Genomic DNA, 26390 nt, shown 5'->3' with positions numbered 1-26390 from the left:
CGCGAATCTCGAGGGCCTGATTCAAGTACGGCCGATCCGCCCTGTGTTCGTGATTCTAGGATGACACCCGAGCTGTGCAGGTTGCTCCACGGGTGTGACGTATCTCCGGGACACACCTGCGCTCGAGGCGGTCGGATGTGTCCGCTCAGCCCGCGCCGCCACTCAGGATGTTGACGAGCTGCTCCTCGGTGGAGAGTCCGGGGGCTCCGCGATCGACCTGCCCTTGCCCTTGTCCGATTCCCGGGTTGCCGTTGGGACGTAGTTTGCGTCGGGTGTCGTATCGGGCGGACTGGGAGCGGGAGTGGGCTCACTGTTGGGCTGTGGCCGGGCCAGCAGGAACTCCGCGCCGCGCCGGTACACCGTGATCCTCCTGCCCGGGCGCGGGTCAGCCGCGTCGTAGACGTCGTGCGTGCCGTCCTCATGGACTACGACGACCTCGGCGCCGTAGCTGTTGGCGGCCACCTTGGCGGCGGTGGCCACCGTGGCCCGGTTCCAGCCGTTGCCCAGGAACAGCTGGGCCTTGATCAGATCGCGCCGCTGGCGGGGGCTGAGTTCGACGTCGTCGGGGAGGCGTCCACCACTGGCGCGGAACTTCTCCCGCTGCGCGTCCGTCAGTTGCCCGAGCCTGCGGTCGGCGGGGGCCTGCCGACGCATGTCAGGGGTCGAGTCGACGTTCGCCCACAGCAGGATGTCGTGGGTGAACGCGGTCTCGGGGTCGAGCACTGCACTGTCCGGCAGCCGCTGGCCGACGACCCGGCCGACGGGGTCGTCCTCGCCCCGGGCGAAGCTCTGCTCGAAGGCGTACCAGAAGCCGTTGCCGTCCCCGTGCGGTTCCTCCAGCCGGTACTCGGTCCCGTCGGGACCGACCAGGAGGTCGGTGTCACGCCTCGTGAAGCCGGTCCCGTCGAGGGGCTGGGTCTGCCACGGCGGGGTGGTGTAGGCGGCGCCCAGGACCGGGCCGGGCGCGGTCGGCGGCGGGAGTGGTGTGGCAGCGGCTGCGGGCGGGTTGTCGGAGTGCGGGCGCATTCCGACGGGCAGGGCGACGCCGAAGTGGCGGCCCGTCTTCCGCAGGACGACAGGGGGCTGGTCCAGGCTCGCGTCGTCGCCGCCGAACTCCTCGAAGAGTCCGTCCTGATCCACGACGAACACCCTGATACCGAGCGCCTGCGCGGCAAGGGAGGGAAGCAGTTCCGCCGCACTGCTCTGCCAGGCGGGATCGTTCGCGTCCGTCCCGGTGCGCTCGAGCAGCACCGCGGCCAGGCGCGCCCGCTGGTCGGAGGCGAGTCGGTGGTGCAGGGGGATCCGCCCGGTGGCGGTGAACTCCCTGTGCTCCGGGCTGCCTTCCGGGAAGTCGATCCCTGCTCGCACGAGCTCGTCCGGCGTGACGACGCCGAAGGAATCGGAGTCGAGACGTTCCACCAGAGCCGACTGGTCCTTTGTGGTCAGCGCGTTCACCAGCAGCGACCGGAGTGTCCCCACCTCCGTCGCCGGGTCGCCGTCCAGGTGCGCAAGCGCGTCGGCGAAAGCGTGGAGGAAGCTGTCCTCGCCTGGGGCGTCGTGGACGGTGTACCGCGCGGAGCCGGGCCAGGGCCGGCCGCGCACGGTGGTCGGGGGCGTCAGCATCCGTACGCCGTCGTCCGTCGTGACGTGGCCGAAGCGGTCCGAGGCGGGCTCGGTCGTGGTCGGCTCGACGGGGTCGGGCGCGCGAAAGACGGCCTCGGGCGGTTCGGGCACACCCTGCCGCACCGCGTCCTGTGCCAAGTCCTCGCGAGGCAGCCGGTGCCAGCGCGTGAGCCGGTCCGCCGCGACCCGTACGCGGTGGTACTCGGCCGCGGCGTCCACGGCGGTCCGGTGCCAGGGCTGCAGCAGTGCCGGTGCCTCCGCCAGGGCCGCTCGGGCCGCGGAGGCGTTCTTCTTCGCCTGGCGCACCGCGCCCCGCGCGTTGTCGGTCCGCGCCGACCGCTCCCCGGTCCGGTGGATGGCGTCCGCCAAAGCTCGTTTGGCGTCGGAGAGTTCGCGCCTGCTCGCGTGGTACGCGCGGTGCCGCTCGGCCTGGTCCGCCTGCAGGGCTCGTCTGCGGTCCCAGTACGCCTTGTCCGCGTCCTCGAAAGCCTTCGCCGCCTTCTGAACCTCCGTCCACGCGTCCGCGACCTGGGGCGGGAAGGTGTCGTCGTCGATGAGCCCGAGGTCACGAGCCACGTCCTCGCTGATCCACGCGATGACATGACCCTGCGTCTCCACCGCCTGGGCGCCCGGCTTGACGTGGCCGAAGGGGCCCAGCCGCCCGAAGAACCACCGTGCGACGGCACTGTCCTTGATCTGATGGTGTACGTCGGCCACGGCGAGCCAGTCGGTCCGCACCCGGAACAGGAAGGCCCGCCCGACCGTGGGCTTGAGGGTGAGCTGTGCGGCGTTGGTGTCGGTCTGCCGGCCGGCCTCGCTCTCGGTGTTCGCCGCGTCGGCGGGAGCGAGAAGGGGCCGAAGTCGCCCGGCCTCCGCGGTGTTGAGGTGGGCACCGCCCGCGAGCCCGAGCTGCTGGGTGTGGCTGACGCCGAGGGCGTGGTCGCCGCCGTGGGTGTCCCTCGTACCGCTCTCCATGGCGGCCGCGGGGGCCACCGTGAGCAATTGGGCGTCGGTGAAGTCGGGCCGGGAGAACAGCTGGTACGAGCCTTGGGTGCCGCCGACCAGCAGGCCTTCCGTCAGGCCGGGCACCTGGTAGCCGCCGGGTTCGGTGGTGTGGGCGAAGAACGAGGTGAGGCTGGTGTTGCTCAGGCCCTCGTGCAGGGCCGACGAGGAGCGCGTGCCCGTTCTGGTCAGGCCCTCGATGCGGGCCTTGGCGAGGGGGCGGGTGAGGTCGTCACCGGTCAGCCATCGTCCCAGCGGGAAGGCGAGGTTCGTGCCGTAGGCGCGGGAGAGGGCCAGTTCCGCGGCTTCCTGGATGGTCTCCAGGCCAATGACGCGCCGGGGGGCGTATCCGAGGGCGGGGAAGGTGAAGGGCCGGTCGGTGTGGCCGCGGCGCCAGCGGCCGATGTTCTCCGGTGTGACCTCGTGCGCCGGCCAGAAGGTGACCGCCCGCTCCGGGTTGGGCAACTGCGGTGCGCCCAGGGGGTTCTCGGGGCTTGCGGTGCCTTCGGCCGCCGGGACGCTCAGGCTCACCGGGACGTGTTCACGCAGGCTGCCGACCTCGCCGGCATGCTCGATCGGCGTCGCCTCGGGACGGGGACGATAGGACAGTTGCAGGGTGAACGTCGTCCGCTGATCCGTGTGCGGTTCTTCGAGTGCGACGATGTTGTTGGCGTAGGCCGCTGTCGTGCTGCTGTCGGCGCTCTGGACGACGCTGGTGCCCTGTTCGGTCCCGCTCGGGCCGGCGGCCCTGATCAGTTCGTGACCGGTGCGGATGTAGGGGGCCACGAGCGCGGCCAGCGCCCAGGACTTGATCTTTCCGGAGGTGTTCTCCGTGGTCCGGGTGGTGTGGCGGCCGTCCTTGAGCGTCGTGCCGTGCCCGAGGCCGTCGAACCGTGTCTCGCCGGGGATCAGCCGGATGCCGACCGTCCCGGTCCGGCCCGACGCCGGGTCGGTCCACCGGAAGGAGGCGCGTACGCGGGCCGGTTTCCCCGTGGACGTCATCTGGTCGCGCAGGGATCGGACGGCCCGAGGGCTGACCAGGGACCGGATCCGGGCCCGGCTGGTCCTGCCGACTCCCGCGTCCCGCAGCAGGCGGTCGAACTCGGCCAGTACGACTGTGGCGTCCAGGGAGTCGACGGGATAGGTCCCCAGCGGGTCGCCCGTCAGTAGCGGCTGCCACGGCAGGTCCGTGTAGTGGGGCACCGGGCCCAAGTGGTCGGCCAGCAGGCCCAGTCGGTGAGCCGTCTTCTCCGATACGTGGCCGAACCAGCCGGTGGGGACGTTCACTTGTCGTCCCGCCACCGGGGTGCGGTGCAGGGTCGCGAGTCGGTGCGCGGGCGCCAGGAGGCCGTCGCCGTGCGCCTCGGCGGCGATCTCGTGGACGGCGTCCGCGGTCACCAGGACCTGGGGCCCGCTGATGACGGCGTTGACGTCCGCTGTGGCCACCTGGCTGACGGCGACTGTGCGCACCGAGGAGGTGGCGCCGCTGACGAGTGTGCCGTAGCCACCCTGGACGCCGGGGCCGACGTCGTGGGTCTGCCAGTAGAGGGCCGCACCGGTGAGGGTGAATCCACGGACATTCGTGACGGCGCCCGACACCTGGCTGTCCACGCCGAGGGTCTGCTCGATCTGCACGTCGACGGGCGCCGAAACCGCCAGCGGGCCGCGCAGTTGGACGCGGTGGACCAGCAGGCCGCGCCGGTTGAGGTACGGGCCTTGTCCGAAGAGCCCGTTGACGGCGAGGCCTTGGGCGCTGGTGAGCTGGTCGAAGTTCCCGGTCAGGTACGGCGGGAGCAGGGGTCGCAGAGCGGTCCGGTGGGCCGGGGCGCCGGGCTCGCTCAGCTGCCAGGCGCCGTGGGAGGCGTCCCGCAGGGCGGCGGTGGCCGCCTCGGTGAGGTCTTGGTGCGCGGCCACGCCGAGCACATGGACCGGCAGGTCCGCGAAGGTGTTCGGGGCGGAGGCCGGTGCCGTGCCCGCGAGGAGGGACATGGCGAGGCCGGGCGGGAGGGGGCTCACGGCCGCCTCGTGCGACAGCCCCGGTGTGAGCGGCGAGTCGACGGACGGTCGCGTGTGCTCGTCGGCGACGGAGAGGATCACCCGCCCGGTCACGGGGTCCCCCGCCGCGCCGCCGACCAGGTCCGTCATGGGCTCCTGGAAGACGAAGGGCTGGGTGCCGAGCACGCCCAGGGAGAGCGCCCCGCGCAGCATGCCGCGGAAGCGCCAGTACCCGCCGATTCGGGCCCGCAGGGAGATCCGGTAGGAGTACAGCCGCGAGGTGGAGGTACCGATGTGCTGGGTCTCGTGCGACGCCGTCGAGCCGAAGCCGGTGCGGTTGCCGCGGCCGATGCCCCGGCGCGGGCCGAAGCCGACGTAGCCCATGTGCAGGGGGATGCCGAGGTGGTCCTGCTCGCTGTCCCGCACGCCGAACGAGGCGTCGAACCCGAACTCGGCGCTGTGCATGGTGTTCTGGGTGGCGTCCAAACGTTCCGTGGCCGTGGTGCCGGCGCGCACCATGAGGTCGTCCTGGACCCCGTCGTATCTCCGCTCGGTCAGTTCGAAGGTGACAAGGAGTCGGCGGTGGGCCCGCGTTGTCCCGCTCAGTCCGGGGCCGGGGGCGACGAGCGGGATGGTCAGCCCGGTGGTGACGAGGGTTTCCAGGCTGCCCGCCACCGCGTGGAACGACAGCGCCTTCGTGACGGTCAGCAGGTTCTGGAGCTTCCGCTCATAGCTCTCCCGGTCCGTCCCGCGGACGTCCTGCCATCCGTGCCGACGCGCCGGGGCACGCAACTCGCTCAACGGGGCGATCATGTCCGGGTACTTGGCGGCGAGCGCCGCCACGACGCGATCCGTGAAGGTCTGCAGCAGGGTCGGCGGCGGAGTGGGGCCCTCCGCCGCGGCCGGTCCGCTGGTGGGCGTCGCCGGGTCGGCCAGGAACGCTTCGGGGCGGCTCATGCCCAGTACGACCGGGTGGTCCTGCGCCAAGTACGCGGGAGGCAGCGGCGCTTGGTCGTCTGCCGGAGTCCGGGTCCGGCCGTCGTCCCACCCCGCGAGTCGGCGCGCCTCGCTGCGGGGCATGCGATCGAGGCTCCACACGCGGAAGGTGCGCGGAGCCGCGTCGCCGGTCGGGCGGACGTAGACGTCCTTGAACACGACGTAGAGGTCCGTGGGCGCCTTCTTCACCTGTCCGACGACCTTGCGGTTGGCGGTGCCGCCGAAGGTGTCCCCGAAGGTGCTGGACCGGCTGTACCGCGCGTACAGCGCGACCAGGGCCCGAAGTCCGGCCGGGCTGCCGAAGAAGTGCGCGAAGTCGGCGCCGGGGCCCACGCTGCCGAAGACCTGCTGGCTGTATGTCCGGGCCAGCGAGCGTTCGTTGCGCACGCCGTGCTGGAGTGCGTGCCGCAGTTCCGCGGTCGTGGTCTCGTTGAGCAGATGGCCTTCGACGGGCACGATCCGGTCGACGACGAACGCCCCGAGAGGCCTGCCGTCCGCGCCGCGCAACTGGCCGGTGGGGACGGCTCCCATCGCCGCCCGCTGGGCGATCAGCAGGAAGTTTTTCCTGCTGAAGAACTCGGTGACGTCGTCGTGGGCCGGATCGCCGGCGGTGGCGTCGATCCTGCTCAGGGCCCAGTCGCGCAGGGGGCCTACGGGGCCGAAGTCCTCGGAGCGGATGAGCCGGAGGTCCGGGTTGCCCGCGAAGTGCAGCAGGCGCGGGGCGAGGGGGCCGGACTGGGGCGAGGTGAGGCTGTCGGGCAGGCGCACCGCCAGGCCGGAACGCATGGTGAAGGCGAAGTGGGCCTCTCCGGGGAACACCGGGTGCTGCGGACGCGGTTGAGGGGTGAAGACGCGGACCTCGTAGTGGACGTCGACCAGGTGCAGGTGGGAGGCGTCCCCCGAGCGGGTCTCGCTCTGCTGGAGCGTCTGGTCGAACAGGGCGTAGTCGTAGGACTTCGTGAAGCCGAGACCCACCCCCACGCGCGCGTAGGCGGCCGGGCCGCCGGGTGTGGGGCCGATCGCGAGCGAGGGCGTCAGGCGGACACCGGCGCTCTGCAGGACGGCGGACCCGACCGAGAACTGGCTCCGCTGGGTTGTGTCGAATTTGAAGGGCGCGCCGAACTCGTCGGTGAAGCGTTCCCAGTTGTCGTGCGGTCGCGTGTTGACGCGCAGCGCACGCGGGTGCCCATGGCGGTCCAGGAAGGTCGGGCTCTGGTAGCCCTCGCCGTGGAACAGCCAGGGCATTTGGCTTAGCGCGTGGCGGAGTTCGGCGATGACTCGGCTCTGACCGGTGCCCTCGGTGGCGGACAGGCCGGCCCGGGAGGTGATCTCCGCCAGGGCCGCGTCCGCATTGCGGAGCGTGACGCGCGCGTGCCCGTAAGCACCGCTCTCGGTGTCGGGGGTACCGCCGCCGGTGAGGAAGGCGGGCAACTCGCTGCCGTCACTGAACGTGACGCGACGGCCATCCCTGGGGGGAGGCGGGGTGAAACGGTCGAGGCGGGCCGGTCGGTGGGTGTCGAGTTGCGCTTCGATGGGGCGGATGTGTTGGGGTGGGGGCTTCAAGCCCTTGTCCACCGTGGGCGGTTCGGCGGTCGGAGGCGGTGTGATGGACGCAGAGTGCACCAGGGGCGTGGGCAGTTCACCGGCCGAGCGCGCCAGGAGGTCGGCGGACGTTGCCTGGTTGCGGCTCGCTGAGGTCACCGCGGCGGACGCGTGCGGCCCCTCGGCTCGTAGCCCGTCGAGCGCTTTGACCAGCCCGGAGACGTAGGGAGCGTGCAGCTCCCCGTTGGCGATCGCGTTCACCAGCATTCCGCGCAGGACCGTCTCGGTGCGCTGTTCCCAGGACTCGTCCGCCCGCACGGGGAAGGCGACCGGGCCGGAGGGTTCGGCTGCGCGGGGCCGGTGCCGCCTCGATCTCCTGGATCCCGGCGCCGCGTTGTCCCGCCGCCACTGGTCGTGCAAGCTGCGCAGCCGGTCGGCGAACTCCGAGTCGACGGGCACCCGGTTCCGGGGGCTGTTCGTGAGGAAGAGCCTCTCTCGCGATACGGCGTAACCGTGATCGTCGTAGCCCTCCGCGACCCGGCGGTCGAGCCGGACGCCCCCTTGGGTGAGCGCGCCCACCAGCACGGTGTTGCCGGGATCGATCCCGTTCACCCGGAGGCGCTCCCACCAGTCGAGGAACGAGGCCACCTCTCGGGGGCTCTCTCCGAGAAATCCCCCCGGCTCGCCGGGGATCTGCCCCCGGTGGCTCTCGAACCACGCCTCGACCTCCCCTGCGCGGCGGAGATCGAGCACCACGGCATGCGCGCTCGCCAGGTGCCAGTCGCGCCCCACCGCGCGCAGCCGGGAGGCGAAGGCGTCGTCGACGGCGACCCGGTCCTCGGGCCGGTCCACGAGGAAGAGCCGGGACGCGGGGAACCCGTGATCGGCGTCGGAGTCCTCGGCGGTCCGGGCCACGAGACGGATGCCGCCCCGCGCCAGGGCGTCCACCAGAACGCCGTTTCCGGGATCGATGCCCCGGACCCGAAGCCGCTCCCACCAGCCCAGGAACAACCCCAGCTCGTCCTGGCGCTGCCCGCGACCCGCGCCACCGTCACTCGGGACTCGCCCCGGATGCGCCTCGAACCACGCCGCCACCTCCGCGGCGCGCCTGATGTCGTACGACCGTGTCTGCGAGGGCACCGAGTCGCCCGCCGGCGGGCGAGAACCGGCCCTGTCCCACTCCTCGTTCACCTCGCGCAGCCGTGCGGCGAAGGCGGCGTCGACCGAAACGCGCTCTCCGGGCTGATCCCTGAGGAAGAGGCGCACACGTGACAGGGGGAATCCGTGGTCGCCCGTCCCCTCCACCGCCCGCGAGACGAGACGCACACCTCCGGCGGCCAGCGCCTCCACCAAGACACGGTTGCCCGGATCGATCCCACTGGCCCGAAGGTCCTCCCACCAGCCGAGGAACGAGGTCACCGCGCCCCGGCGGTCCGCCAGGCCCGCAGGACTGCCGCCGGGGGTTTGACCCGCGTGTGTCTCGAACCACGCCACGACCTCCGCCGCTCGGCGTGCGTCGAGCGAACGCGCCCCCGCGATGGCCGCGTCGAGGGCCGCGCGCTGAACGGTGGTCCTGTCCCAATCGCGGTGCACCGCGCGCAGCCGGTCGGCGAAGTCGCCGTCCACCGGAGCCCGTTGCTCGGGGCTGTCCTGGAGGACGAGCCGGGAGCGCAGTGCGAAGAAACCGTGGTCGTCGGTCCCCTCGGTCACGTCGGAGACGAGGCGGACGCCCCCTCGGGTCAGCGCCGCCTCCAGTGCGGCGCTGCCCGGATCGATCCCGTCGACCCGAAACCGCTCCCACCAGCCGAGGAACGAGGCCACCTCCTCCCGGCGCTCCCCAAGGGCCGGACCACCGTCACCGGGCGTCCGGCCCGGATGTGCCGCGAACCACGCCGCCAACTCGGCGGCGCGCAGGGCGTCGTACGACCGCACATGGGCGAAGGTGTGCGAACCGGGGGTGGTGTCGGCCCGCTCCCCGGAAGGGCCGGCCGCCGTCGACGTCCCCGCGGGTGCCAGCGGGTCGTCCATGTACATGTCCTCAAGGTCCGAGGGTTCGTCGGCGTCGGCGACGGCACCCGCGGGTGTCCCGGTGGGTTGCTCGGGAGCGACGACGGCCAGGATTCGTCCAGCGGTTTCCGCGTCCACAGGCACCTGGTCCGCCGGCCGGTCCCTGAGGAAGAGCTGTCGATGCAGGACCAGTTGGCCTTGCCTGTCGTAGTTCTTGAACCCCTCGACGAGCTGGATCCCCCCGTCCCGCAGGGCCTCCACCACCCGCTGTTGGTACGCGGTGTCGGGAATTCCCGAGGTCCGCAAGTCCTGCCACCTGTCGACGAATGCCTGTACGGCGGGATGCAACGCCGTCCCGTCCGCGGCTTGCCGCGTGTGGCTCGGCGTCCGGTACCAGTTGCGCCGGTCCTCGAACCATGCGCGGATCTCGGCGGCCCGACGCGCGGCGTTCACCGTGTATCTGGTCCTGGACCGCGGCAGTGCCGCCGCGCCGACCTGCACGGTCAGGCCGTGCACCGCGAGGATCTTGCGTGCCGTCTCCTCGTCGAGGCGCACCCTGTCCCGCTCGGTGTCCTTGAGGAAGTGCTTCCGGTCGACCTGTTCGAGGGTGACGCCTCCACGCCGAAGCGCCTCCGCGAAGGCGGGGCCGGTCCGCTCGCCGATCCCCACCCGCCGCAAGGACTCCCACCAGCGCACGAACCCGTTGACCACCCTCTGGTGTTCCTCCGGGTACTTGGGGAGGTGGCCCAGCGCGGTACGCGGCGTCTTGCCCGGGTGAGCGGCAAGCCATGCCTCGACCTCCGCGACGCGCAGGCTGAGCGCGTCGGAGGCGGGGGCGGCCGGTTGCGGCTGGCGGGCGGGCGCGACATCTTCCGCGGGCCGGTCCTGTCGCTTCTGTGGCTGCCGCCGTTTCCGCCGCACCTGTGGTTCCTCGCGGATCTCCGCGGGGCCGTCGGTGGCTGCTGCGGCGGGCGCCTCGTCCGCTCCCGCAACGGGCGTGCGCTCCCAGACGTACTCCCTTTGCAGGCTGAGGAGTTCGTCGGCCGACGCCACCGACTCGGTATGCCGGTTGCCGGCCTGGGCGCTCCTTATGTGGTCCCACACCTGGCCGAAGGTCAGGCCGGGAAGCTGTTCCTGGTCGAGGGTTTCGAAGAGACGGCGCTTCTGGGCGACGGTGAATCCCGCGATGTACGCCGCTCTTCCCCAGCCACGCCGGTCTCCCTGGCGGGTGCGCCAGCTGAGGTCCGCGAGCGCGCCCAGTGCGCGGCGGGCGTCATCGCTCACCGGGCCCGTGAGCGAGGCGAGTTCTTCTGTCCGCTGTTCGAAATCACGGGCGAGGAAGTCGTCCTCGACGTCCATGACGCCTTCACCCTCACCGCTGGGCGGCGACGCACTGTCGGATGCCATCTCGAAGTCGCGGGTGAGGAAGTCGTCGACGTCCATTGCGGCTTCGGGCAACTCCAGGGGGGCCTCCGGGAAGTCCTGGGGGGCTTCCGGCAATTCCAGGGGGTCGCCAAACACGTCCACGAAGTCGTCGTCGCGGTCGGGCGACGGCTCGTCGAACGCGGCTGCCAGGAAATCGCCGCTGCGGTACTCGGGAGCCGAGACGAAGCTCGGCATCTCCGGTTCGGGGTCGTCCGGTGTTCTCTCGTCCCGGCCGGTCGTCTCCAGCTCACCGCGCTGCTGGGCGACAAGGCCCGCGATGGTGTGGAGATTCATCACCGCCCACGGTTCCTGCGGGCGCATGAGGTCCACCAGGTCCCCGTCCTCGGCGCGGGACCTCTGCAGCTCGTCCAGCCTGGCGCGCTGCTCTGCCCAGTCGTGCGCCTCTTGGGAGAGCGCGGCGACGGCCTCCTCCCAACGGGCCTCGGCGACTTGGCGCGCGCGGGCGTCGCTCGCGGGGTCGCCCTCGCGCAACTGCATGGCCACGGCCAGGTCGCGGGAGGTGAAGGACTCCGAGGACGAGGAGTCGGAGTCGGACTCGGACTCGGAGCCGGTGTCGGAGCTGGTCCGAGTCCACGCTGTGAGCTGTCCCGGGCCTGCGCCGGGCAGCCGCTCCCCTGGTGCGACGACCTCCTCGAACAGCGGCAAGGGAGTGTCCGGCAGGGTCTGCCGCCAGGCGTCCGCGGCGAGATCCAGCCGCTCGGCGGCGGCCCGGACGAGTTCGCGCGCCGCCGTCACCGTCATGGCGGTGCTCGCGGAAGCCACCTCGGGCCGCCTCAGACTCTCTGCCTCGGCGAGCGCGGCCCCCGCACTGACGACCTGCGCCCGCGCGGCGAGATACTCCTCACGGACAGCGTCCTCGTCCCCGGTCAAGGAGTCGGCCCCCGATTGCCGTATCTCCTCCGCCTCGGCCTGGAACCGTGCCTTGGCCTTGCCCTTGTCGTCCCAGGAGGCGGCCCCGCTGCTCCCGCCCAGGGCTGGCAGGCCGCGCAGTTCCGTCGCCAGTTCGGCGTCCAGCTCCGGTCGGCGCAGGAGCAGCCGTGCCCGGTCCAGAGGGGTCAGGCCGGCTTCCTCCATCTGGACCGTCACGTCTGGCATGAGCGCCCAGGTGTGGTCGAGGGCGGGGTCGTAGGCCAGGCCGGCCAGGTCGGCTCGGGAGACGGGGGCCGTCGTGAGGTGCGGCGCGTCGAGGCGACGTAGCAGATCCTCCGGGATCGGTTCGTCGTCCTGGCGGGCCGGTTCGTCGGAGTGGGCGTAGGCGTCCTTGTAGGGACCGGTGTCGGCGGGGGTGGACAGGACGGTGAGTTCGGGGGAACGCGTCGGCTCGGGAGCGGGGCCGGCGACAGGCGGGTGGTCGGCGACGGTCGCGACGACCAGGCCCCGGATCTGGACGGTCGCGGCGTCGATGACGGCGATGTCCTGGTCGGGTTCCACGGCCGTGTCCGCGATCAGTCCGACCACGTCGCCCGGCGGCGGTACGGCGACCGACGCGCGGAAGTCCCGCACGGCGTCCGCCTCCGTCGTGGAGAACCGCACGAACGAGGTCGAGTCGGGGTCGGCCTGCCGGGGGAAGTCGTCGTCGCCCGCCGGGAAGATGTTCACCGGTTCGCCCGCGTGCGCCGTGCGGGGCGGGGCCAGCGGGTGCACGCGATGGAGGAGCAGGCCCTCGGCGAGGAACTTGGTGACGAGCCTGGCCACTTCGGGGCGCACCGCCCCGCCCTCGATCTGCGTGTTGCTGATGTACACGGTCCCGCCGTCGGCGGTCGTGAACCGGTGGAAGCCCCTCTCGTCGATCATCGGTCGTGTCGTGTCGCCGAGCCGCACGTCGTGCGCGCCCGGCCCGGCAGCGGGGTTGCTCTCCTGTGCCGCCGTCGGCGGTGTCTTGTCGGTCGAGCGCCAGGTGCCGTAGTCCTGGCCCAGCTGCCAGGACAGTTGGCGGGCGGCGTCCTCACCCTCGGCGCGACAGGCCCCCGCCACCAGGGACATGAACTGTCCGAGGAGGTGGATCTGCTGCTGCTGGACCGCGGTGGCGGTCTCGGCGACGTGCGGTCGCTGGTGGTCCAGCGACACCCTCAACTTCGCCCAGTCCAAAGAGGACTTGATCTGTTCCTTCGAGTACTGCTCCCGCTGTGCGGCGACCGCGCTCAGCGCCTCGGCGTGCCGCGGCAGCAAGTCGGTGACGGGTGACTCCGCGGCGCTCCACGACTGGTCGACACCGGACTTCAGCACGCTGCCCAGCCCGCGTGCCCTGTCGACGACGGAGGGGAGGGGATCGTCGCCGAGCACTTCGTGCAGGAAGCCGCGGACGAAGCCGTTGGCGCCGAAGCTGCTCTCGGCGTAGGTCCGTGAGATGTTGCGTTGGGCGTACCGATGGGCGAGCTGGACTTGGTCCGCGTTGACGCGGTACGTCCGCAGGATCACGGAACTCGTGCTGTAGACCTGCTCATCGTGCTCGAAGAACAGTCCGCCGCGGACGGACTCGTACCAGTAGGCGTTCTGCCTGCTGTCGACCGCCCCGAACCGGAAGGCCACCGGGTCAGGACGGGTCGGGACCTTCACGGCCACGGCCGGGCGCTCCCCCGCGTCGGTCCGGACCGTCATGACGATGATCTCGGCTTCCAAGGCGCCGCGGTCGGCGGCGTTCCGAGCGTAGGAGACCAGCGGCTCCAGCAGCTCCTCGGCCGTCGGGCGCGGGTCCACGCCGGCTGTGCGCCACGTGCCGTACCTGATGCCGAGTTCCTGCGACAGGGCCAAGGCGGCCCCCTCACCGCTTCGTTGAGCTCTCTCCGCCATCAGTGTGGCGAAGGCGTTCAGCATGCCGACTTGCATGACCTGGGTGGCGGTCACCTTCTCGACGTCCTCGATCAAGGGCCGCTGATGGTCGACGGCCACCCGGTGCGCGGCCCAGGCGAGCAGTTCCTCCGCGTCGCTCCGTTCCTTCCACTCCTCGGCCAGGGTCAGGCTCTCGCGATCGGCGGGCAGGAGCTGCAGGAACCTCGGGCGGTCGGCCCATTCCCTGTGTCCTCGATCGCGCATGTACTGGATCAAGGTGTTCGGTGAGACGATCTCGCTGTCGACCACGTCTTCACCGGTCGCTGCCTTCAGGAAACCCCTCGCGAAGATCACACAGTTGTAGCGCAGAAGGTTGTAGCCGCTCTCTGCGTTCCGGCTCGCGTAGTCATTGGCCGCGGCCAGCTGATCCGCGTTGATCCAGTACGTGTCCAGGACATGGCCGCCGTAGCTTTCGGTCACGTCCTCCTCGGCGGCGACGGCTCCCGCCACCGCATCGGTGAACACGCGCATGTCCACCTCGTCGCCGGGCGCGAACCCGAACGAGACCGGGCCTCGGGTCCCCGGCACCCGTACCGCCAGATGGACATGGCCGGTGCCCCTGTTCCCCGTGAAGTACTCGAGCGGCCCCTCCGCCCCCGGGCGGGCCATCAGGACGACCTCGACGTTCTTCGCGGTCCGGTCGGCGGCGTGCTGTGCGTACAGGTGCAGCGGCTCCATCAACTCCATGAATTCGCGCGGCCCTTCGACGATCTGCCGCACTGGCCGCCGCGGCTGTGGGCGCACCCACGCGCCGCGCAGCGGGGGCACCTCCTCGACGTCGAAGAGCTGATCCGCCTGGTCCCCGTCGAAGTCACCCTCGGAGCCGGCGTCGGCGAGCAGGTCGTCCAGAGTGCGCTGGACGTCCTCCAGCAGCGGTTCCATGTATTGCGCGACACTGCTCGGCCCGGCCGCCGGACCGCCCGTGTCCGCGGCAGGGAGTTCCGTCGATGCAGGTTCGGCCCCGCCGGGCAGACCTGTGGTCCGTCGCGTCCCGTAGTGCCGGGCCAGTTCCAGGGAGAGCGCACGCGCCTCGTCGACGCCCTCTGTGAGCCGGCGGTGGGTCAGGAACGTGACGAAGGATTCGATCAGTTCACGTCGCTCCGCGGCCTCCGGGTGGTTCGCGTCGATGAACCAGGTGTGGTCCGCGGACACCTGACTGCCCGCCCAGCGGGCGGCCTGCGCCCGGGCCGGCGGGTCCGCGCGGCGCAGGTACTCGGCTGCCGCGTCCAGGGCCGCCCGGTCCTCGCGCGTCAGCCCGGCCGGCCCCTGGTGCCCCGCGCTCGGGCCCCCGGATGGTGCGGCACTGTCCGCTTCGGAGACGGTCGCACCGGCCGAGCGCGCGCGCTCCAGGGCAGCCTCCAGGTCCTGCGCGGTTCCCCGCAGCATCGTCTGGGCGAGCACGACCACATGCTGGTCCGCCGAGGACAGGCCGCCGAAGTCGTCCACGTGTGCGTCGAGGCGTGCGATGAGGCGGTGCGCATGCTCCGGCGATCCGCCCAGGCCGACGTATGCCTCGGTCACCGCCGCGAGCACCGGACCGGGCAGGCCGCGGTCGGCCGACGTCTTGCCCCAGGCCCGTTCGAACGACCGCAGGGCGTCGGTGTGCTCTACCGCGGCGATGGTGTTCTGTCGCGAGAAGTTGCCCTCGTGGGTGGGTGGCCGGCCGGGGTAGACGATGACGACCTTCTCACGGCCGGAGTCCACCGGCTCCGTGATCTCCCGGTAGATCTTCTCGTCGTCGGCGTTCCTGCGCTCCCAGTACTTGGCGGCGCCGTGCACGACCGGGCTGACCGCCTCGATGATGCTGTCGATGGCGTGCTCGTAGGTGTGCGGCGTGAGGGTTGTTCCCCCGGTCGGCGTGAAGAGATCGAACAGGTCGATGTCGCTGGCCAGCGGGCGCAGTTCGCCGTCCACGTCGTGCCCGTGGACGATCCCGCCGATGACGGGGAAGCGGTCCTTGAGCCGCTCCATCTCGGGCGAGTACTTGGCGAACTCCGCGCGACGCTTCTCGTATCGCTGCCGGATCCTCTGCTGCTCGGCGGCGCTGTAGGTCGACAGGTCGGCAGGCAGCTTCGGATCGAAGAACGCGACCAGGCCGAGGCTCTCTTCCGGGAAGCGGTAGCGAGTGTGGCGTCCCTTCGACTTCTTCGCCGGCCGGGAGGCGAGGATCCGGTCGTAGGCGTTGAGGGACTTCACCTTGATGTCGAGCGGCTTGGGAAGGGCTCCTTCTTCGAGCCGCTGGGCGCCGTACTGATTGACTTCGCGCGCCACGATGACGAGGTTCAGCTTCGAGCTGATCCGCTGGAGCCGTTCGGAGTTCCGCGCCGAGATGCCTCCGATGGTCCCGGACGCGCCGGGCTCGGGCTTCCATCGCCCGGAGTCGCCGTCCAGACCGCTGACCGTTGCCATGGCGACCGTGACGTCCTCGGCGGGAACGGCGAACAGGGGCGCTTTGCCGTTGGAGAGAGCGGCGGCATCGGTGCCCGGGCCCGCGGCGGCCAGGTCCGAGAGCCAGCGCCGGATGGCTTCCGGCGACTGCGGCAACCGCCCTCCGGGGACGCCCTCGCCCTTCCCTTCCTTCGGCTTCTGGTCTGCCTCGGCTCCGGACTCGACGAAGGTGTCCCCTGAGATCGACTCCGAATCGACGAGCGTCTCCGTGTCGTCGAAGGCCGACTCGTCGTCCTCCCCGGGGTGGTGGCCGGCGCCGGGTTGCGACACGGTGGTCGTCGGGGTGGGCGGCGCGAGGTCCTCGGCGGGTCTGTCCACGTCGTCCGAGACTGTCCGCACGGGCGTGCTCGGCGTCTCCGGATCGGCGGAGGAGGCGGCCTTCTCGCCGTCGTCCAGCGAGTTCGGACTGTCGCTGCCGCGGCTGTTCGTGCCCCCGACAGGGCGCGAGGAAGAGACGGTCGCGATCGGGCTGCCGCCCGGCTGGGCGGTGTCCCGCGCGCCGGGAACGCTGCCCGGCCCGGTCCAGCCCTGGACATCGTCGGCGAGGGCCGCGGGGGCGGGCCCGGTCCCGCCCTGATCTTCGGCGGCGAGGGCCGCGGGTGTCCCCTCCGCCGGGGCGCCCAGGGGGACCGAGCCGCCGTGGTCGGCCTCCGTGTTCGTGCGGTCCTGGCCGTCCGGGGCGCCCGTGGCCTGGGGCTGGCCGGGAGCGTCGGGCTTCGCGGTCGCGGACGGGGGCACCGCCGGTCCGGTGGCCGTCTGCGCAGTGGGGGTCTGGCCGTTCACGGTCGGCGCGAGCCCGGTGCCGGACGCCGTGGCCGGCCGGGTCGCCGTGCCGTCCCCGGCGTCCGTCGCAGGCCGCGCCGTAGCGCCGTCGGCGCCCGGTGTCGTGCTGGGGCCCGCGTGGGTCGTGGTCGCGGTGCCGGTGGTCGGGCTGTGCGCCGGGGGGCTCTCCGGAGCGGTGGTGAGGTCGTCACCGGGAGCCGTCTCCGTCGGCAGGAGTACGTCCGTCTCGTCGCCCGCGGGTGTCCGGGAGGGGGTGTGCGGCGCGGCGGGACCGGTGGCCGTGTGCCTCGCCGGTACGTCCCCGCCGGTGGACACCGTCGCCGGGCCCGTCCCGGTGGAGACGGGAGGGAAGGAGACGTGAGCCGGGCTGTCGGTTCGCGGCGCGATGGTGACCGGGGAGGGGTGCGAGTGGGTCGGGTCCACGGAGGTCACGGACGGTGGGGAGGGGATGTCCGTACCCGTGGTGGGGACCCGCCCGTCCCCGGCCGGTCCGGGATCCTCCCTGTCGCCGGCTGCGGGCCCGGCGCCTCGCCCAGGCTCGTCGGACGACTCGCTGTGCGGGGTGACGTTGAGGTTCTGTTGGATCGAGGTGAGGTCGCGCAGTCCGAGGCCGAACTTCTGGCCCCCCTCGAACAGCAGCGAGGTGTTCAACGTGCTGACGACGGCGCCGTGGAAGGTCCCCCAGCTGAACTGGCCGTGGATGGCCCCCTCCGTGAGGAACTCCGACCATCCGGCGCTCATGGCGTCGTAAGCCTCGTCCACGGTCTCGGCGCCGAATTTCTGACCGGCGCTGAGCGGGCGGTCCGGACCGATGTTCTTCGCCCCGTGGGTGGTGCCGCCCGAAGTACTGTTCAGCCCGGGCATCTTGCTCTTGTCGCCGAACTTCAGGTCGAAGCCGGCGCCGATGTCGAACTTGCTCTTGAACAGGTTCGTGAACAGCTTCTTCCCGCCGTGGAAGAAGCCCTCGAACACCGAGTTGAGCGCTCCGGCGGCACCGCTCAGCGCGACGTCCTTCCAGTCGATGCCGTGCGGCTTACGACCCGGCGCCGCCGTGAGGATCAGAGCCAGCCGCGCGGCGAGCGTCGTGAACGCCTCCTCCAGCGCCTCGCTCAGGGTCGGCAGCAGATGGGTGCGTTTGGCCAGCAGTTCCAGCAGCACCAGGATCTGTGCGCGCGTCCGCAGCTTCGCCGCCGCAGCCTCACCGGACGTCGCCCCACCGGTGAAGAACGCCATCACCGTCAGGAACAGCAACTCCGCCGCCAGAATGGCGAGTTCGATCAGAATGCTGATCTTGGACTCGGCGATGCTGATGGAGGTTTTCACCCGCCCGTCGGAGATGTCGTCCAACTGCTTGGCGAACTCGGTGACATGGTTCGTTCCCCCGTCGTCGGTCAGCACATGTGCGGCACGCACGTACTGCTGGGCGATCTGAGGCGGCAGCACCCGCCCGGCGGACTGGATCGACTCGTTGATCAGGTCCGCCAGCCTGCGGAGCGTGTTCGAGAACGACTTGAAGGCCTCGTGGCTCAGATAGGCGAGATCTTCGTTGGCCTGCGGCATGCGCTCGCCCATGAGGGCGAAGAACAGGTCGTCCAGCCATTTCGGAACCACGATCGCCATGACGGGTCAGTGCCTCCCGTTCCTGGAGGCCTGGTCGTCGATGGCCTCGAAGGCGTCGTTCTGGGCGCCCTGGATGATGTTGCCGTTCACGTTCAGCGCCCTGGCCATGCCGGCGACGGCGTCCATCAAGGACGTGCCGGTGTCCGTGGTGCCCTGGCGTTCCTTCTGATCCCTCGGGCCGAGTTCCCGCGCCATCGAGTCGTCACGGCCCACCCATCCGCTGCTCGCGCGGCACGCCGCGTCGAAGTCGCCGACGGCGTGGTCGGTGATGTCCCGGATCTCGGCGAAGATCTGCGCGGCCCGATGGATGTGCCCGGTGCTCGCCGAGAACACGTCTCCCACAGCTCTACTCCTCCCCGTCCTCGTGGATCTCGTCCCGCAACGACGTACGGCCCCTGCGTGAGGCCGGCCCTTCCGGCTCCTCCAGCACGCCCGGGCCGAAGACGTCCGCCCAGTCGATGTCGTAGCCCTTCAGCTGCGGCAGGCCGGGACGGGGCCCGGTGAACGGTGTCATCGTCCGCATGACATGCCGTGACATGGCGTCACGTGCCTGCGACGCGGCCTCCAGCACGGACGCGGCGAGCTCCGTCGCGCTCATCGTGCGGTACTTGTTGTCGAGGAACCTCAAGTCGATCAACTGGCCCTGGGAGCCCACCGTGGCCTCCACCGCGCGGTCACGAGAGCGCACCACGTGGGTGGCGTCACGCAGTTCCGCCTGCGCCTTGCTCAGTCCCGCGGTGACGGCGTCCAGTTCGGCCAGTGTCTCGGCCAGGCGCTCGCTGAGTGCCTCCGTGAAGGGGTTCGCCGCCACGGTCGCGTCGGGGACCGCCTCCTGAGCACGCGTCCCCCGCTCCTTCTCCGACCGGCTCATCCGATCACCGCCGGTGCTCCGCCGTCCTCCGTGCCCCACACGTCCTCGTCCTCCTCCACCCAGTTGGTGCGCTGCCGCTCCCCGCTCTCCGTGGACTGGCCGCCCTGCATACCGCCCATCGGGGCGCCGCCCATGGGCGTGCTGGTGGTCTGGGTCCCGCCGCGCCGGAAGGGCGCGTCCTCGCCGTCGACGGCCGGTGCCACGGATCCGGTACGGCGGAGCGCGGAAACGGGGTTCGTGTCACTCAGTACCGACCGCACCCGTTCCCCGTTGGCCCCGCCCGCCGCGCCGCCGGCGCCCGCTCCGGCGCCCGTTCCCGCGGCCGCGGCGCCGAAGCCGGGGTTGAGCGGTGTGCCCCCGGTCTGTGCTGTCGTCCCGGCACCCGAAGTGGCGAGGTTTCCCACGTTCCCGCCCAGCGTGCCGCCCGTGAACGGAGTGCTGTCGTAGTCCATGTACTCGGTGTCCGCGCCCTCGTCGGAATAGCCGCTGACATCGGGGAGGCCGATCGGATCGTTCAGATCGGTCGTGGTGGTGTGACCGTCCGGACTCGTGGTGCGCAGGGTGCCGTCGGACGGGTCGAACACGGTCGTGGTGCCGTCCGGGTTCCGGGTGGTGAGGGTGCCGTCCGGATTGAGCTGGACCTGGCCTCCGTCGGGGGTGGAGACGAGGTCACCGGGGTTGAGTCGGCTCGTGGTGGTGCCACCGTCCGGGTCGGTCGTCACGAGCTCTCCGGTGTCGGGGTTGAACACCGTCGTGGTGCCGTCCGGATACGTCTGGACGAGGTTCCCGTCGGCGTCGAGGCGAGGGCCGTCGGTCGTCAGCGAGCCGGTGTCGAGGTTGAGCGGAGTCGTGCTGCCGAGGGGGCGGGTGCCGGTGGCCGCGTTCGACAGCAGGGAGGAGAAGTTGTTGAGCGGCAGTGTGGTGGCGGGGTTCGAAAGGCCGGTACCCGTGTCCGTGGCGCCGAAGTCGCCGAGCGCGCTGTTCAGACCGGTGTTCAAGGGCGAGGTGATCCCGCCGCCGCTGAACGCGGACCCGCCCGGGTTGAGGCTCTGCGTGAAACTGTTGCCCAGGCCGCTCAGGCCGTCGCTGAAACTGTTCCCGAGCCCGCTGAGACCGCTGTTGAGCTGCCTTTGGTTGTCATTGGCGTCCACCAGGCTGTTGTTCAGGTTCTCGAACAGGTCCTTGTTGTTCTTGTTGGAGTCGGAGAGGTTGTCGTTCAGGCTCTGCCAGGCTTGCTGGCTCTTCTTGTTCGCGTCGTTCAGAGCCTTCTGCGACGCTTCCTTGTCGCTCTTCGCCTCTTCCTTCTCGTAGTTCTGCGAAATGCTCTCCTGATGCTTCGTGGTGACCTCCTGGCCCAGACCGTCGGAGGCCGTGCTCCACCCTGATCCCAGCCTGGCCAGGGACTGCCGGGCCGCTCCCACCAGATAGCCCTCGACATTGCTGTTCCAGCGCGCGACCGCTCGTTCGCCGATCGCCTTCCAGGTGTTGATGTCGTCCAGCACCCCGATGGACGGGGTGTCACTGAATCCGGGCGCGGTGTCGAAGGTCTCGTCGCTGCTGTTGACGGCGAGATCCTCGTCGTTGTCGCTGCTGTCCTGATAGTTCGTGTTCGTGTAGTCCGGCGTGGTCACCAGGACGTACGGGACGTTGTTCTGGATGATCCAGCGGCTCAGCTCGTCCAGTTCCTCGAGCAGCGCCCGGTGCGGATCGTGTTCCCCGGAGCCGGCCCAGTTCTGCCATGCGGACTGCAGCACCTTGGCCTCGAAGTGCAGGTCCCACTGAGCCTGGAAGAGCATGTCGGCGTAGGTGGACGCGGGCTCGTGTCCGCCGAGCATGACGTGACCGGACTTGTACTCGGGACCCCCCATCTGGTCCACGTAGTTCTCGTAGTTCTTGTACAGCGTCTGGATGAGTGTCCGCACCACATCGGCGGACTCCCCCTTCCACGCCGCGTTGTCGCCGCCCATCGACTCGTTCCACTGGGCGAGCGGTTTCATCTGGTCCCGGAAGAACTTGGCCGCCCGGTCGAAGGACGCCGCCGTCCGGTCGAACGAGGTCAGATCGACGGCACTGGCGTCCGGCACGCTCACGCCGGCATGCGAGAAGTGCGTGGTCTTGTAGTCGTTCACCAAGGCGTCGACCACGAACTTCGGCGCGGACACGTACCGCCACAGTTCGCCGTCGTCCCACTCGTCGCCGTACTTGCCCTTGAAGGCGCCCCCTTCTCTGGTGGCGCCGGCCTCCGTCAGGTGCTTGCCATTGGCGTCCGAGAGCGTGCCGATGAACACGATGTCCGCGGTGAACAGCCGGACCTTGTCCTCGCCATGGTGCGTGTAGAAGGCGAGCCGGTAGTCCTCGCCGTGCGACGCCTGCCATCCCGACACGGCGGCAAAGTCGTCCTTGTTGACGGACCGGTTCTTGTGCTCCACCAGGTTCACCCGCATCAGCGGAATGCCCTCTTTGCTCTTCAGTTTGTCGAAGAGGCCTTTTCGGCTCGGCATCGAATAGCCGGTGTAGAGGGTGACAGCCTGGGCCCAGTAGTCATCGGGATCGGCCTCGGACATGAACGAACTCCGGGTGGTGGGGTGGGAGGATGCGGACGGTGACGCTCAGCGGGCGATGGCGCTCACGCGTCGGTCTGGGACTTGGTGTCGGACCCGCCCATGTCGTTGTCGACGTCCTCGAAGATGTCGAGCAGCTTCTCCGCCTCGATCTCGGCGATGTTGTCGCTCTGCTTGTCGCCCATGGTCTTGATGACCTGCCGGAAGTCCCGGTCGATGTCGCGGAACAACCGCTGCTGGTTCAGGAGGATCTCGTCGATGGACTTCGCCGACTTGGTGGTGGCCGCGATGAGGGCCTTGCCGTGGGTCAGGTCGTTGTCCGTCATCGGGCCGAGCGCGAGGAACTGGTTCTGTTGCAGCGTCTCGGGGGTGCTCTCGCCGGCGAGGAGACTGCTGAGCGCCCGGCCGGCGGTGTCGTCCTGCCGGATGCTCTCGGTGGCACGCACGAAATCGTGCAGGTCCGTGTCGATGAAGCGCTGCAGCGACTGCCCGTCGAGGTGGGACAGGTTTGCCATGAGTCCTCCATGGAGGGGGAGGACGACGTGCCGTCAGGAGACCGGGCACGTCGTCGCGCGGGCGAGCGGCTCGGTCAGGCGATGACCTTGATGTCGGACCACATCTGCGTCAGCGACTTCTCGGTGTACCGGTAGTTGTCGGACACGTCCGTGAGGAGATGGGCGTTGCGGTTCAGCAGTTCCTTCATGCCGTCGACCGCGGCGTTCCACTCCTGCTGCTTGTCCCCGTAGGCCAGCTTGTCCTCACCGCTCCAGGTCTGCATCAGCGGCTGGAGTTCCGCGTTCAGGTCGAGGATCGTCTGCGCGATCGCCTTGGTCTGGTGGACCATGTCGTCGGCCGCGTTCTGCATGTGGTCGTAGTCGACGTGGATGTAGCCGTCTGTGAAACTCATGGATGACCTCGTGGCTTCTCGGAGTGGGTGGGTGGTCCGGAGAGAACGGTGCTCCGGTTCCTAGGCGGCACCGGTCAGCTTGTCGAAGACCGCTTCCGCCTCGCGGTAGGCGTTGTTGATCGACTCGTTCGCGGAGCCCTGGTCCTTCTGCATGGCCGACAGGGTCGTGTTGAGGCTGTCGATCATCCCTTGGAGACCGCGGAGGGCCTTGTCGGCGTATCCCTCCCATGCCACGAGCAGTTCGCCGTAGGCGCGGCCGTCGCCTCCGCCGTAGCCCGAGCCCAGGTTGTTCCGCATCGCCTCCACGTCCTGACGGCTCCTCAGGACGCCGTTGAACGCGGATTCCAGGGCCAGGATGCCGTTACGGGTGGTCTGTTCGTCTCCTTGACGGAGATTGCCTGCCATTGCTCAGCCTTTCCGTAGCTTCCTCGGGGGTCCGTGCCGGGCATCGACACATGTGTGGTGGCGCTGAAACACCTTCGGCGGAATCGGACCCACACCTACGTTACTTGCAACATGTGTTCACTGCGCATCAGTTCACGTGTGTCGTGCGCAACGTGTTCGCCTTCCGTCATTCCGCCGCCCCGCAGTGAGCGGGCGTGGTCGTGGGGCGTACCGCACCGCTCGCCGCGTCCGGGTCGAGGTCCGGTCCGGCGGGCAGCATCGACAGCAAGGGCGACGGCAGGGACGCGACCTGGTCCTCGCCGTAGCCGAGCGCGCCCAGTGCCTCGGCCGTGGGGACGCGGTACTTGGTGCCGGTGTCGTCGACCAGGTAGGTCGTGGTGCCCAGCGTGGTGCCGCCGGCCCCGAGGGCACGTACGAGCGCCGCGTGACCCGGCCGTACGACCACCGCGTCCACCGGAAGGCAGGCCCGCGCGGCGTCCGCCGACGGCTGGGCGACGGGGGTCAGGGCGTCTGTCGCCGCGAGCAGCGTGGTGACCTTCGTGCCGTCGTCGCCGGGTTCCACGCCCACACAGGCGGACTCGTCCGCGGGTACGCCGACCGGTTTCGGCGGTGCGGGGGGCAGGCCCTCGGAGACCGGGGAGCGGCCCTCCGCGCCGGGTGCCAGGTGCTGCTTCAGCGCGTCGGCGCCCAGGGCGACCGCGCGCGGCGCCTGTCCGTCGTAGGCCTTCTGCCGTGTCTCGGGGTCGCCGATGACGAGCGCCGCCTGGGTCGCGGTCAGCGGCACCAGGCCCTCCTCGCGCAGGAGGTAGTACGGGTGTTCGTCCGAGCCGGGCACCTGGGCCTGGAACACCTGGCCCGTCGTGCTCGCGGTGCCGTCGAGCGAGGGTCCGGGGGTGCCGCGGCCCGGAACGTCGGGTGCCGTCAGGTCGGGGCCCGCGACCAGCGCGTCGAGGAAGGCCGCGGAGACCGGGCGGGGGGTCACGGAGCCGTAGCCGAGGGACACGGCGGCGCCTGACGTCTTGTCCAGGCGCAGTCTGCTGCCCTGCCAGACCAGATAGGTCGTGTGGTCGTGGCCCTCGACGACGAAGCCCTGGTCCGAGCCGAGGCCGGTGGTGTCCACGGGCGCTCCGGCCACCAGCGTGGTGTGCGCGTCCGAGGCCCGTGCGTCGGCGGTGGAGCAGACCAGCCACGCGTCGCGGTCCAGATCGCCCTCGGCGGGCACCGACTCGGGGGCGCCGGGGATGCCGATGGGACGGCCTACGGGTGTTCCACGCAGGGAGGCGGTGGCCACGGTGGAGGTGGCGAGGTCGCTGCCGGCGATCAGCCGGGCGGAGGCGTAGTTGCGAACCGGCCTGAGCCGGCCGCCGACGTACAGGTAGCGGGCGCCGGTCTCCTTGTTGACGACAAGGGTTCCGGGTGTCTTCCACGAGGTCTTGCCACCGGGCGAGATCAGCCCGAAGACCACCGCGCCGGCGGAGATCAGCACCGCGACGAGCACCCCGATGAACACGCCGCGGGTGGTCCGGCCCAGAGGGGTGTCGGGTGCGTCGGGCTCCGCGAGGAGCATGCCGGCGGTCAGCCTGCTCATGATGAAGCTGTGCGCCTGAACCTGGTCGCGCTTGGACTGCATGGTGGCCTACCTCGCGGCTCTCGTCGGAATCGGCATGGTCACGGTCAGCCGGAGATGGCGCGCAGTTCGCCGAACACCCCGACGGCCCAGAGGGTGAGCGGCAACAGGCCGATGGCCAGGGTGGACTGGAGCAGTTCGGCACCGCGGCCCCAGTACGGCAGCATCCGGCGCCCGGGGACGGTCCAGGTGACGACGGCGAGCACGGCGGCCACGCCCAGCAGTCCCGCGGCGCACACGGGCCGTTCACCGGGCGCGAGGTGGGCGCCGGTGCCCAGCAGGACCAGGGCGGCTCCCAGGGCGCCGGGCACGACGAGGACCAGTCGCTGCCACACGTTGACCATGCCGCGGCCGTGCAGCAGGAGGATCAGGGACAGGACGACGGCGATGAGCGCCTCGGGCACGGTGGGGCGGCGCACCAGCGGGGCCAGGCAGCCCGCGCAGACGGCACCGATCGAGCCGTACAGCGCGATCATCCAGCCGCTGGCCAGCTCCGTCCGGGTCGCCACGTCCCCACCGTCGTAGGGGTCGATGCCCTCCTGGAGCTGGCGCGGGCTGGTCGGCAGCGGCGGCATCCGCAGGCCCGCCAGCTTGAACGCGATGGCGGGGACGAAGCCGCCGATGAGCACCAGGCAGGCCGCGACCACGCAGGCCGCCTTGTCCACGGGGACGTCGAAGACGCTCATCAGGGCCCCGGACACGGCCCCGGCCGCGCAGACCGCGGCCGCGGCGAGGAAGAGGGGGGCGTAGACGGCGACGGCAGCAAGGGCGAGCACGGCTCCGCCCGCGCCGGCGGCACCGGCGGCCAACAGCCGTGCTCCCAGCACGTGGTAGGCGCTGGGGCCGGTGATCTCGCCGTCGGGCAGCAGCCAGCCCGCCAGAGCCAGCGCCGGGACCGCCATGGTGCCGAGCGTGGCGCCCGTGGCCGCGTCGCCGACGGCGCGACTGGCGGTGGCGGCTCCGGCGAGGAGCAACAGGCCGGTGACACCCGCCATGGCCACCCGCGGCACCAGCGGGCCGCCGGGCCAGGCGAGCACACCGAGAGCGATGAGCAGGACACCGACGAGGAAGCCGCGCAGCAACTGCCGGCTGCGCTCCGGGGTCCAGGCGTGCAGCCGTTCCCGGGTGACGTCCGCGATGCCCTCGACCAGGTCGTCGAGGCGGACCTCGGGCATCTCCTCCGCCCGGGGCCGCAGATGGAGGACCTCACCGTCGAGCAGTTCGAGGGCCTCCAGGGTGACCTCGTCGTCGAAGGCGGGCCCGCCGAGGCGTTGCAGTACCCAGCCTCCGTGGTCGAGTCCCTCCTCCTCCATCCCGTCCACGCAGTACCGCAGCAGCGTGGGGAGCAGGTCGGCCACCGGAACATCCACCGGAACGGCCAGGTCGACGGTCCTGGAGGGTGCCCGGACGGTGAGGCGGCACAGGCTGGCCACCGAGGTGTCGCTCATGGTCGGCACATTCGCTTTCGCGGCAGGAGATCAGGGCTGTCGGAGGGGGAGGTGAGACACCGGTCGGCACATATGTGTGCGTGAGGAGCCGGTGGCCGGCGGCCCGTCCGACTGTTCGTGTGCAGCGTACCCCTACCGGCGGGTCCGCTTCACACCCATCGACAGACACGTGTGTACGTCGGCGGTCGTTCCGGGCGTCTATGGTGTGTGGAGTACCCCTATCGCCGGGCCCACTTCACACCTTCGCCGCCGGGACCGGTGACACCTCGCTGGCTGCCGC

General features: G+C 70.8%; 9 protein-coding genes. All 9 read right to left on the bottom strand.

The features are described 5' to 3' along the window. Positions 1–162: 162 nt before the first annotated feature. Positions 163–18291: a WXG100-like domain-containing protein gene (locus AC068Z_RS06035; protein ID WP_478552749.1), complete on the bottom strand. Its 18129-nt coding sequence runs from the start codon at positions 18289–18291 to the stop codon at positions 163–165. A gap of 6 nt (positions 18292–18297) precedes the next feature. Further along, positions 18298–18633, bottom strand: coding sequence for a hypothetical protein (locus AC068Z_RS06030; RefSeq protein WP_478552747.1), 336 nt, complete (start codon positions 18631–18633; stop codon positions 18298–18300). Positions 18634–18637: 4 nt separating this feature from the next. Further along, positions 18638–19162 carry a YbaB/EbfC family nucleoid-associated protein gene (locus AC068Z_RS06025; protein WP_478552745.1) on the bottom strand — a complete coding sequence of 175 codons (525 nt, stop codon included), beginning with the start codon at positions 19160–19162 and terminating at the stop codon, positions 18638–18640. Continuing rightward, positions 19159–21726 (bottom strand): AAWKG family protein, encoded by a 2568-nt coding sequence (locus AC068Z_RS06020; protein WP_478552743.1) that lies wholly within the window; start codon positions 21724–21726, stop codon positions 19159–19161. Before AC068Z_RS06020 ends, AC068Z_RS06025 begins: the two co-directional genes overlap by 4 nt. A gap of 62 nt (positions 21727–21788) precedes the next feature. Continuing rightward, the gene (locus tag AC068Z_RS06015) at positions 21789–22238 is read right to left on the bottom strand and encodes a type VII secretion system-associated protein (RefSeq protein ID WP_478552741.1); all 450 of its coding nucleotides are present in this window, start codon (positions 22236–22238) and stop codon (positions 21789–21791) included. Between the two features lie 74 nt (positions 22239–22312). Further along, positions 22313–22630 (bottom strand): WXG100 family type VII secretion target, encoded by a 318-nt coding sequence (locus AC068Z_RS06010; RefSeq protein WP_478552739.1) that lies wholly within the window; start codon positions 22628–22630, stop codon positions 22313–22315. 60 nt (positions 22631–22690) lie between these two features. Then, complete coding sequence (locus AC068Z_RS06005) at positions 22691–23035, bottom strand: hypothetical protein (protein WP_478552737.1); 345 nt, start codon at positions 23033–23035, stop codon at positions 22691–22693. A 166-nt stretch (positions 23036–23201) separates the two neighbouring features. Then, complete coding sequence (gene eccB / locus AC068Z_RS06000; RefSeq protein WP_478552735.1) at positions 23202–24665, bottom strand: type VII secretion protein EccB; 1464 nt, start codon at positions 24663–24665, stop codon at positions 23202–23204. Positions 24666–24709: 44 nt separating this feature from the next. After that, entirely contained in the window at positions 24710–26110 is a 1401-nt protein-coding gene (gene eccD, locus AC068Z_RS05995; protein WP_478552733.1) for a type VII secretion integral membrane protein EccD, read from the bottom strand. Positions 26111–26390 lie beyond the last annotated feature (280 nt).

This window comes from Streptomyces sp. NPDC043726 (assembly GCF_056436565.1).
This window is presented reverse-complemented; position numbering and strand designations above follow the sequence as displayed.

Excerpts from the sequence above, each read along its gene's own strand:
- AC068Z_RS06015 (WP_478552741.1), bottom strand. The coding sequence starts at position 22,238 with ATGGCAAACCTGTCCCACCTCGACGGGCAGTCGCTGCAGCGCTTCATC.
- AC068Z_RS06025 (WP_478552745.1), bottom strand. The coding sequence starts at position 19,162 with ATGAGCCGGTCGGAGAAGGAGCGGGGGACGCGTGCTCAGGAGGCGGTC.
- AC068Z_RS06035 (WP_478552749.1), bottom strand. The coding sequence starts at position 18,291 with ATGGCGATCGTGGTTCCGAAATGGCTGGACGACCTGTTCTTCGCCCTC.
- AC068Z_RS06020 (WP_478552743.1), bottom strand. The coding sequence starts at position 21,726 with ATGTCCGAGGCCGATCCCGATGACTACTGGGCCCAGGCTGTCACCCTC.
- AC068Z_RS06010 (WP_478552739.1), bottom strand. The coding sequence starts at position 22,630 with ATGAGTTTCACAGACGGCTACATCCACGTCGACTACGACCACATGCAG.
- AC068Z_RS06005 (WP_478552737.1), bottom strand. The coding sequence starts at position 23,035 with ATGGCAGGCAATCTCCGTCAAGGAGACGAACAGACCACCCGTAACGGC.
- eccD (WP_478552733.1), bottom strand. The coding sequence starts at position 26,110 with ATGAGCGACACCTCGGTGGCCAGCCTGTGCCGCCTCACCGTCCGGGCA.
- eccB (WP_478552735.1), bottom strand. The coding sequence starts at position 24,665 with ATGCAGTCCAAGCGCGACCAGGTTCAGGCGCACAGCTTCATCATGAGC.